Source organism: Streptomyces sp. NPDC088554, from assembly GCF_044752945.1.
Lineage (GTDB): Bacteria > Actinomycetota > Actinomycetes > Streptomycetales > Streptomycetaceae > Streptomyces.
The window spans coordinates 1-7,409 of sequence record NZ_JBIVMF010000070.1 but is presented as its reverse complement, the minus strand read 5'-3'; the positions used below and the strand labels follow the sequence as shown (position 1 = coordinate 7,409).

At 68.9% G+C, this 7,409-nt stretch carries 1 protein-coding gene; it reads left to right on the top strand.

What is annotated here, in order from left to right; genetic code table 11:
• Positions 1-7,409 (top strand): SDR family NAD(P)-dependent oxidoreductase (locus ACIP8W_RS31625; RefSeq protein ID WP_402205832.1); only part of this gene is annotated, 7,409 nt, incomplete at both ends.

Sequence of the window (7,409 nt, the reverse complement as noted above, 5' to 3'; positions counted from 1 at the left end):
CTTGCTGGTGATGAGGGGATGGAGCTCCTCGACGCGGCGTGGGGGAGTGGTGAGGCGTTGTTGGTTCCGGTCCGCTGGGATCACAAGGTGCTGCGTGAGCGGGTGTCTTCGGGTGTCCGGGTGCCGTCTTTGCTGCGGCAGTTGGTGCGGGTGCCGAAGCGTCGTGTGGTGCTGGAGAGTGTGTCCGGTGGTGGTGCGGGCGGTGGGTTGCGTGAGCGGTTGGCTGTGCTGCCGGAGGCGGAGCGCCGGGGTGTGCTGGTTGAGTTGGTTGTGGTGCATGCGGCTGCTGTTCTCGGTCATACGGGTACGGATGCGGTTGCGGTGGGGCGTCCGTTCAGGGAGTTGGGTTTTGACTCGTTGATTTCGGTGGAGTTCCGTAACCGGTTGAACGAGGTGACGGGGCTGCGGTTGCCGGCGACTCTGGTCTTTGACCGTCCGACTCCGGAGGCGCTGGCGGATTATCTGCTGGAGCGGTTGGGGGGTGTGGTTGCTGGTGGCCGGGCGGTTGTGCCGGTGCGGGCGGTCACTGGGGATGATCCGATCGTGATTGTCGGGATGGCGTGTCGTTTCCCTGGGGGTATTGCTTCTCCTGAGCAGTTGTGGGATTTGGTTGTGTCGGAGAGTGATGCGATTACTGGGCTGCCTGGTGACCGGGGGTGGGAGCTTGTTCCGGGTAGCAGTGTGACTGATCAGGGTGGTTTCCTTACGGATGCCGCAGGTTTTGATGCGGGTTTCTTCGGTATTTCGCCGCGTGAGGCGTTGGCGATGGACCCGCAGCAGCGGCTGCTCCTCGAAACGGCGTGGGAGACGTTCGAACGCGCCGGCCTCGACCCAACCAACCTCAAGGGCAGCATGACCGGTGTCTTCATCGGAGCGGCCCAGCTCGGTTACGGCGAGATAGTTCAGCCGCTGGAAGGGCTCGAAGGCCATCTACTGACTGGTAATCACAGCAGTGTGATGTCCGGCCGAGTGGCCTACACCTTCGGCTTCGAGGGCCCGGCCGTCACGATCGACAGCGCCTGCTCCTCCTCCTTGGTCGCCCTCCACTGGGCCGCTCATGCGCTCCGATCAGGCGAGTGCGACATGGCGCTCGCAGGTGGCGCGGCCGTCATGGCCACCGCGGGTGGCTTCGCCGAGTTCTCCCGTCAGGGTGGACTCTCCCCGGACGGCCGTTGCAAGGCGTTCTCCGCCGACGCGGATGGTACGGGCTGGGGTGAGGGCGTCGGCATGCTGCTCGTCGAGCGGCAGTCCGACGCCGAACGGAACGGCCACCGGATCCTCGCGGTCGTCCGTGGCTCGGCCGTCAACCAGGACGGCGCCTCCAACGGGCTCACCGCCCCCAACGGCCCCGCGCAGCAAAGGGTCATCCGCCAGGCCCTGGCCAACGCCCAATTGACCACGAGCGACGTGGACATGGTCGAGGCGCATGGTACGGGTACCCGGTTGGGTGACCCGATCGAGGCACAGGCAGTGTTGGCGACGTACGGCCAGGACCGTCCCGAGGACCGGCCGCTGTGGCTCGGTTCCCTGAAGACAAATATCGGGCACACGCAGGCTGCCGCGGGCGTCGCGGGCATCATCAAGACGGTGCTGGCGCTCCAGCACGGTCTGCTGCCGAAGACACTCCACGTTTCGGAGCCGACCCCTGAGGTGGACTGGTCGGAGGGTGCGGTACGGCTGCTGACCGAGGCCCAGGAGTGGTCGGACGCGGAGCGTCCGCGCCGGGCGGGTGTCTCGTCGTTCGGTATCAGTGGCACCAACGCGCACGTCATCCTGGAGCAGGCTTCGCCGAAGGCTCCGGACCGGGCGCCGGAGGAAGCCACCCTGCCGGTGGTGCCGTGGGTGGTGTCGGGTCGGAGTGTGGCGGGTCTGCGGGGGCAGGCGGAGCGGTTGCGTTCGTACGTCACGGAGTACCCTGAGCTGGATGTGGTGACCGTGGCCCGCTCGCTTGTCGGTACGCGGGCGGTGCTGGAGCAGCGTGCGGTGGTGGTCGGCCGGGGACGGGATGAACTCCTCGCGGGGCTGTTGGAGTTGGCTTCTGGTGAGCCGGTGGAGATCTCCGGGGAAGGTACTGCTGCCGGTGTGGGTGTGGTGTTTGTGTTCCCGGGTCAGGGTTCGCAGTGGCTGGGGATGGCTGCTGGTCTGCTGGATTCGTCGCCGGTGTTCGCTGCTCGTATCGCTGAGTGTGAGCGGGCTTTGAGTCTGTGGGTGGACTGGTCGTTGTCCGCGGTTCTCCGTGAGGGTTCCGGTGTGGATCCCGTGTTGTGGGCGCGGGTGGATGTGGTTCAGCCGGTGTTGTGGGCGGTGATGGTGTCGTTGGCGGAGGTGTGGCGTTCTCGTGGTGTCGTGCCGGCTGCTGTGGTGGGTCATTCGCAGGGTGAGATCGCGGCTGCTGTGGTGGCCGGTGGCCTGTCGTTGGAGGACGCTGCGCGTGTCGTCGTCCTGCGCAGCCGTCTGATCGGCCGCGAGCTGTCCGGTCTTGGCGGTATGGCCTCGCTCGCCGCCCCGGAGGCACAGGTGGCTGAACTGCTCTGTGACCGGGATGGCTTGTCGGTTGCGGCGGTCAACGGTCCGGTCTCCACGGTTGTCGCTGGTGACACGGCTGCTCTGGATGTGTTGGAGGTGGATTGTGAGCGTGAGGGGGTCCGGTTCCGTCGTATCGATGTCGATTACGCCTCGCACTCCGCCCACGTCGAGCGTATCGAGACGGAGCTTCTGGCCGAGCTGGCCGGTATCGCGCCGGTCGCGGGTGGTGTGTCGTTCTGGTCGACGGTCACGGCCGAGGTCACGGACACGGCTGGTCTGGATCCTGCTTACTGGTACCGCAATCTGCGCCACACGGTCCGGCTGAGCGATACCGTACGGGCTCTGTACGAGGCCGGGCATACGGTGTTCGTGGAGGTCGGCCCACATCCGGTGCTGACGGGCGCGGTGCAGGACACCGTGGACGATGACCGCGCCCTGGTCGTCGGCTCCCTGCGCCGGGATCGCGACGAGGAACGCGAACTCATCTCCTCCTTGGGTCGGTTGTATGCCCATGGTGTTCCGGTCGACTGGTCCGCGTTCCTCGGCGATGGCCCGACGGCCGATCTGCCGACGTACGCCTTCCAACACCGCCGCTACTGGCCCAGGGTCGTCGCGACCCGGGGCGATGTACGTGGTGTGGGCCTCTCGTCCCCAGGCCACCCGTTGCTCGGCGCAGCCGTGGCGCTGGCGGACGGCGACGGCTTCCTGTGCACCGGTGTCCTGTCGGTGCAGGCGCAGCCCTGGCTGGCCGACCACATCGTCGGTGGTGCGGTGGTCGTCCCTGGCACTGCCCTGGTGGAGATGGTGGTCCGCGCCGGTGACGAGGTCGGTTGCGAGGGGCTGGACGAACTCTCCCTCATGCAGCCGCTGGTCGTCCCGGAGCAGGGCGGGCTCGCCGTTCAGATCGCCGTCGGCGCCGCGGACGCCACGGGCCGCCGCTCGGTGAGCATCCATACCCGACCGCAGGACGCCGACACCACCGCTCCGTGGACCCGGCACGCGCAGGGCACGCTTGGTGGCGGTGCCCCCGCCACATGGGACGCGACAGAGGCATGGCCGCCGCAGGGCGCCCTGCCGCAGGATCTGGAAGGTGTGTACGACCGGCTGCGCGAGGCCGGCGCTGGTTATGGCCCCGCCTTCCACGGGTTGCGGGCGGTGTGGCGGCGCGGTCAGGAGGTCTTCGCCGAGGTTGAACTGCCCGATTCGGTAAGGGAAGAGGCGGCGGCCTACGGTCTGCACCCGGCGTTGCTCGACGCGGCGTTGCAAACGGTGGGCTGGGCCGGGCTTGAGGTCGAGGGCGCGCCGATGCCGTTCGCCTGGTCGGACGTCACCCTCTATGCCTCGGGTGCCTCCGCGCTACGGGTTCGGCTGGCCCGGACCGGCCCGGACACGGTCTCGGCCACGGTCGCCGATCAGGCCGGAGCCTTGGTCGCAACGGTCGGTTCGCTGGTCCTGCGTCCTGCACCCATGGGCAGGTCCTCGCGGGTGCCTTCCGTCGACGGCGGCCTGTTCACCGTTGCCTGGCAGCAGCAGTCAGCGGCCCCGGCGGACCTCTCCCGCTGGGCGATGCTGGGCACGGCAGCGGAGCTGCCTGTCGGCTCGTACCACAACAGCCTTGATTCGATAGGCGAGTTGATTGTCTCCGGCGCGGCTGTCGACGGTGTCCTGGCCCCGGTCACGGCCGGAGCCGACGAGGATTCCGGCACTGTTGTGGGCCGTACTGTCGTGTTGATGCGAGCCTGGCTGACCGACGAGCGGTTCGCCGGTCGGCGGCTGGTCCTGGTCACCCGCAACGCGGTCGCGGTACGACCCGACGATCGGCTGGATGGCCTGGCCGAGGCCGGACTCTGGGGCCTGGTGGCCTCCGCCGACGTGGAACACCCCGGCCGCTTTGCCCTCGTGGACACGGACGCACACACTGGAGAAACCGACGCGGGGGCGGGTATCACCACCGACGTCTTGGCGGCGGCCCTCGGCGCCCATGCCGTCCGCTCCGCCGTACGCGCCGGACACGTCCTGTTCCCCAGGCTGGCCCGAGCGCAGGCCGCCACAGCAAGCGGACCGCACTCGGAGTGGGACTCGGACGGCACGGTCCTGGTTACGGGCGGAACCGGCGGCCTGGGCCGACTGCTGGCCCGGCACCTGGCGACCGAGCACGGAGTACGGCATCTGCTGTTGCTGTCCCGCCGTGGCTCGGAGGCCCCTGGCGCGGCCGAACTCGTAGCGGAATTGGCGGCATTGGGCTGCGAGGCGGCACCGGTTGCCTGTGACGCCGCCGACCGTGCAGCCCTCGCCGAGGTGCTGGACGCGATCCCGGCCGCACATCCGCTGACCGCTGTCTTCCACACTGCCGGGGTCAGCCATGACGACCCACTGCTGACCACCACGGACGACCATCTCGAAGAGGCATGGCGCGCCAAGGCCGGTGCAGCGCTCAACCTGCACGAACTGACCGCGGACCGGGAGTTGAGCGCCTTCGTGCTCTACTCCTCCGTTGCCGGACAGCTCGGCGGCCCGCGCCAGGTGGTCTACGCGGCCGCCAACACGTTCCTCGACGCGCTCGCCCAGCACCGTCGGACCCGAGGGCTGCCCGCAGTGTCACTCGCGTGGGGCCTGTGGGCGTCGCGCAGTGGCATGACGAGCCACCTCACCGAGGCCGACTGGCGCCGGATGGGCAGCGCGGGAGTCCAGCCCCTCACCGAGGCGGACGGCCTGGCCCTGCTTGACACGGCACTCACCCTCGACGCCCCGCTTGTGGTGCCGGCCCGTTGGAACTGGGCCACCCTGCGGGAGCTGCCCGGAGGTGTCACCGAGGTGTTGCGCGGCCTGGTGCCGAGCACCCCGGCCCGGCGTACGGCCGCCACCGCTGTCACCACCGGAAGCGGCGCGCTGGTGGCCCGGCTGGCGGCCCTGCGGATCAGGGAGCAGGAGCGGACCCTGCTGGAACTGGTCGCCACCCATGTCGGCGCGGTCCTCGACCATGCCGACGACGAGAACGTCGGCCCGGACCAGCCCTTCCGGGATCTCGGGTTCAACTCGCTGCTGTCGGTGGAGTTCCGTAACCGACTGAACGAGGTGACCGGGTTGCGGCTGCCCGCGACACTGGTCTTCGACCACCCGACCCCGGCCGCACTTGTCGCCTACCTGCGCACTCAACTGCTGGGCGAGGTGGAGACGGCCTCTGCTCCGGCTCCCGCACCGATAGCGGCCACCACCGAACCCATCGCCATCGTCGGCCTCGCCTGCCGCTACCCGGGCGGGGTCTACTCGCCCGAGGAGCTGTGGCAGCTCGTCTCCGAGGGCCGCGAGGCCCTGGCAGGCTTCCCCACCGACCGTGGCTGGGACCTGCGGTTCCTGTTTGGCACGGACTCGGGTGGATCCGGCACGAGCAACGTCCGCGAGGGTGGATTCCTTTACGACGCAGGCGAGTTCGACGCGGGCTTCTTCGGGATCTCGCCGCGTGAGGCGTTGGCGATGGACCCTCAGCAGCGGCTGTTGCTGGAGACGGCGTGGGAGACCTTCGAGCGGGCGGGCATCGACCCGGCGGCGTTGCGCGGTAGTCAGACAGGTGTCTTCGTCGGCGCCGCTTACCAGGGTTACGGCCAGGGCGCGGCCCTCGACACCGAAGGCGTCGAGGGGCACATGCTGACGGGCACCACCAGCAGTGTGATGTCCGGTCGGCTGTCGTACTCGTTCGGCTTCGAGGGCCCGGCCGTCACGGTTGATACGGCCTGTTCCTCTTCTCTGGTCGCCCTCCATCTGGCGGTGCAGGCGCTGCGCTCGGGTGAGTGTGGTCTTGCCCTCGCGGGTGGCGCGACGATCCTCTCCACACCCAGCGGGTTCGTGGAGTTCTCCCGGCAGAACGGCCTTGCCTCCGACGGCCGTTGCAAGTCTTTCTCAGCCGCCGCGGACGGCACTGGCTTCGCCGAGGGCGTCGGCATGCTGTTGGTGGAACGGCTGTCGGACGCGCAGGCACGCGGCCACCGGGTCCTCGCGGTCGTCCGTGGCTCGGCGGTCAACCAGGACGGTGCCTCCAACGGCCTCACCGCCCCCAATGGCCCCTCCCAGCAGAGGGTCATCCGTCAGGCCCTGGCCAACGCCGGACTGGCCACCGCTGACATTGACGTGGTGGAGGCACACGGCACGGGTACTCGCCTCGGCGACCCGATCGAGGCGCAGGCCCTGTTGGCGACGTACGGCCAGGACCGCCCCGAGGACCGGCCGCTCTGGCTCGGCTCGCTGAAGTCCAACATCGGCCACACACAGTCCGCCGCCGGTGTCGGCGGTGTGATCAAGACGGTGCTAGCCCTCCAGCACGCGGTCCTGCCGAAGACCCTGCACGTCAACGAGCCCACCCCCGAGGTGGACTGGTCGACCGGCGCGGTGGAACTGCTGACCGAAGAGCGCGCCTGGCCCGAAACGGGCCGCCCGCGTCGGGCAGCGGTCTCCTCCTTTGGCCTCAGCGGCACCAACGCGCACGTCATCCTCGAACAGGCACCACAGGTGACCGAACCTGCCGAACCCGCCATCGCGCCGGTGATATCGGCCGGCGTGGTGCCGTGGGTGGTGTCGGGTCGGGGTGTGGCGGGTTTGCGGGGGCAGGCGGAGCGGTTGCGTTCGTATGTTGCGGAGCGTCCTGAGCTGGACGTAGTGACTGTGGGTCGTTCGTTGGTGGGTACGCGGTCGGTGCTGGAGCGGCGTGCGGTGGTGGTGGGCCGGGGTCGTGGTGAGCTTCTGTCGGGGTTGGCTGCGTTGGCGGTGGGTGAGCAGAGTCCGGCTGTGGTGACTGGTGAGGTGGTGTCTGGGTCTGGTGGTCTGGGGTGGTTGTTTACGGGTCAGGGTTCGCAGTGGTTGGGGATGGGCCGGGAGTTGTATGGGGTGTT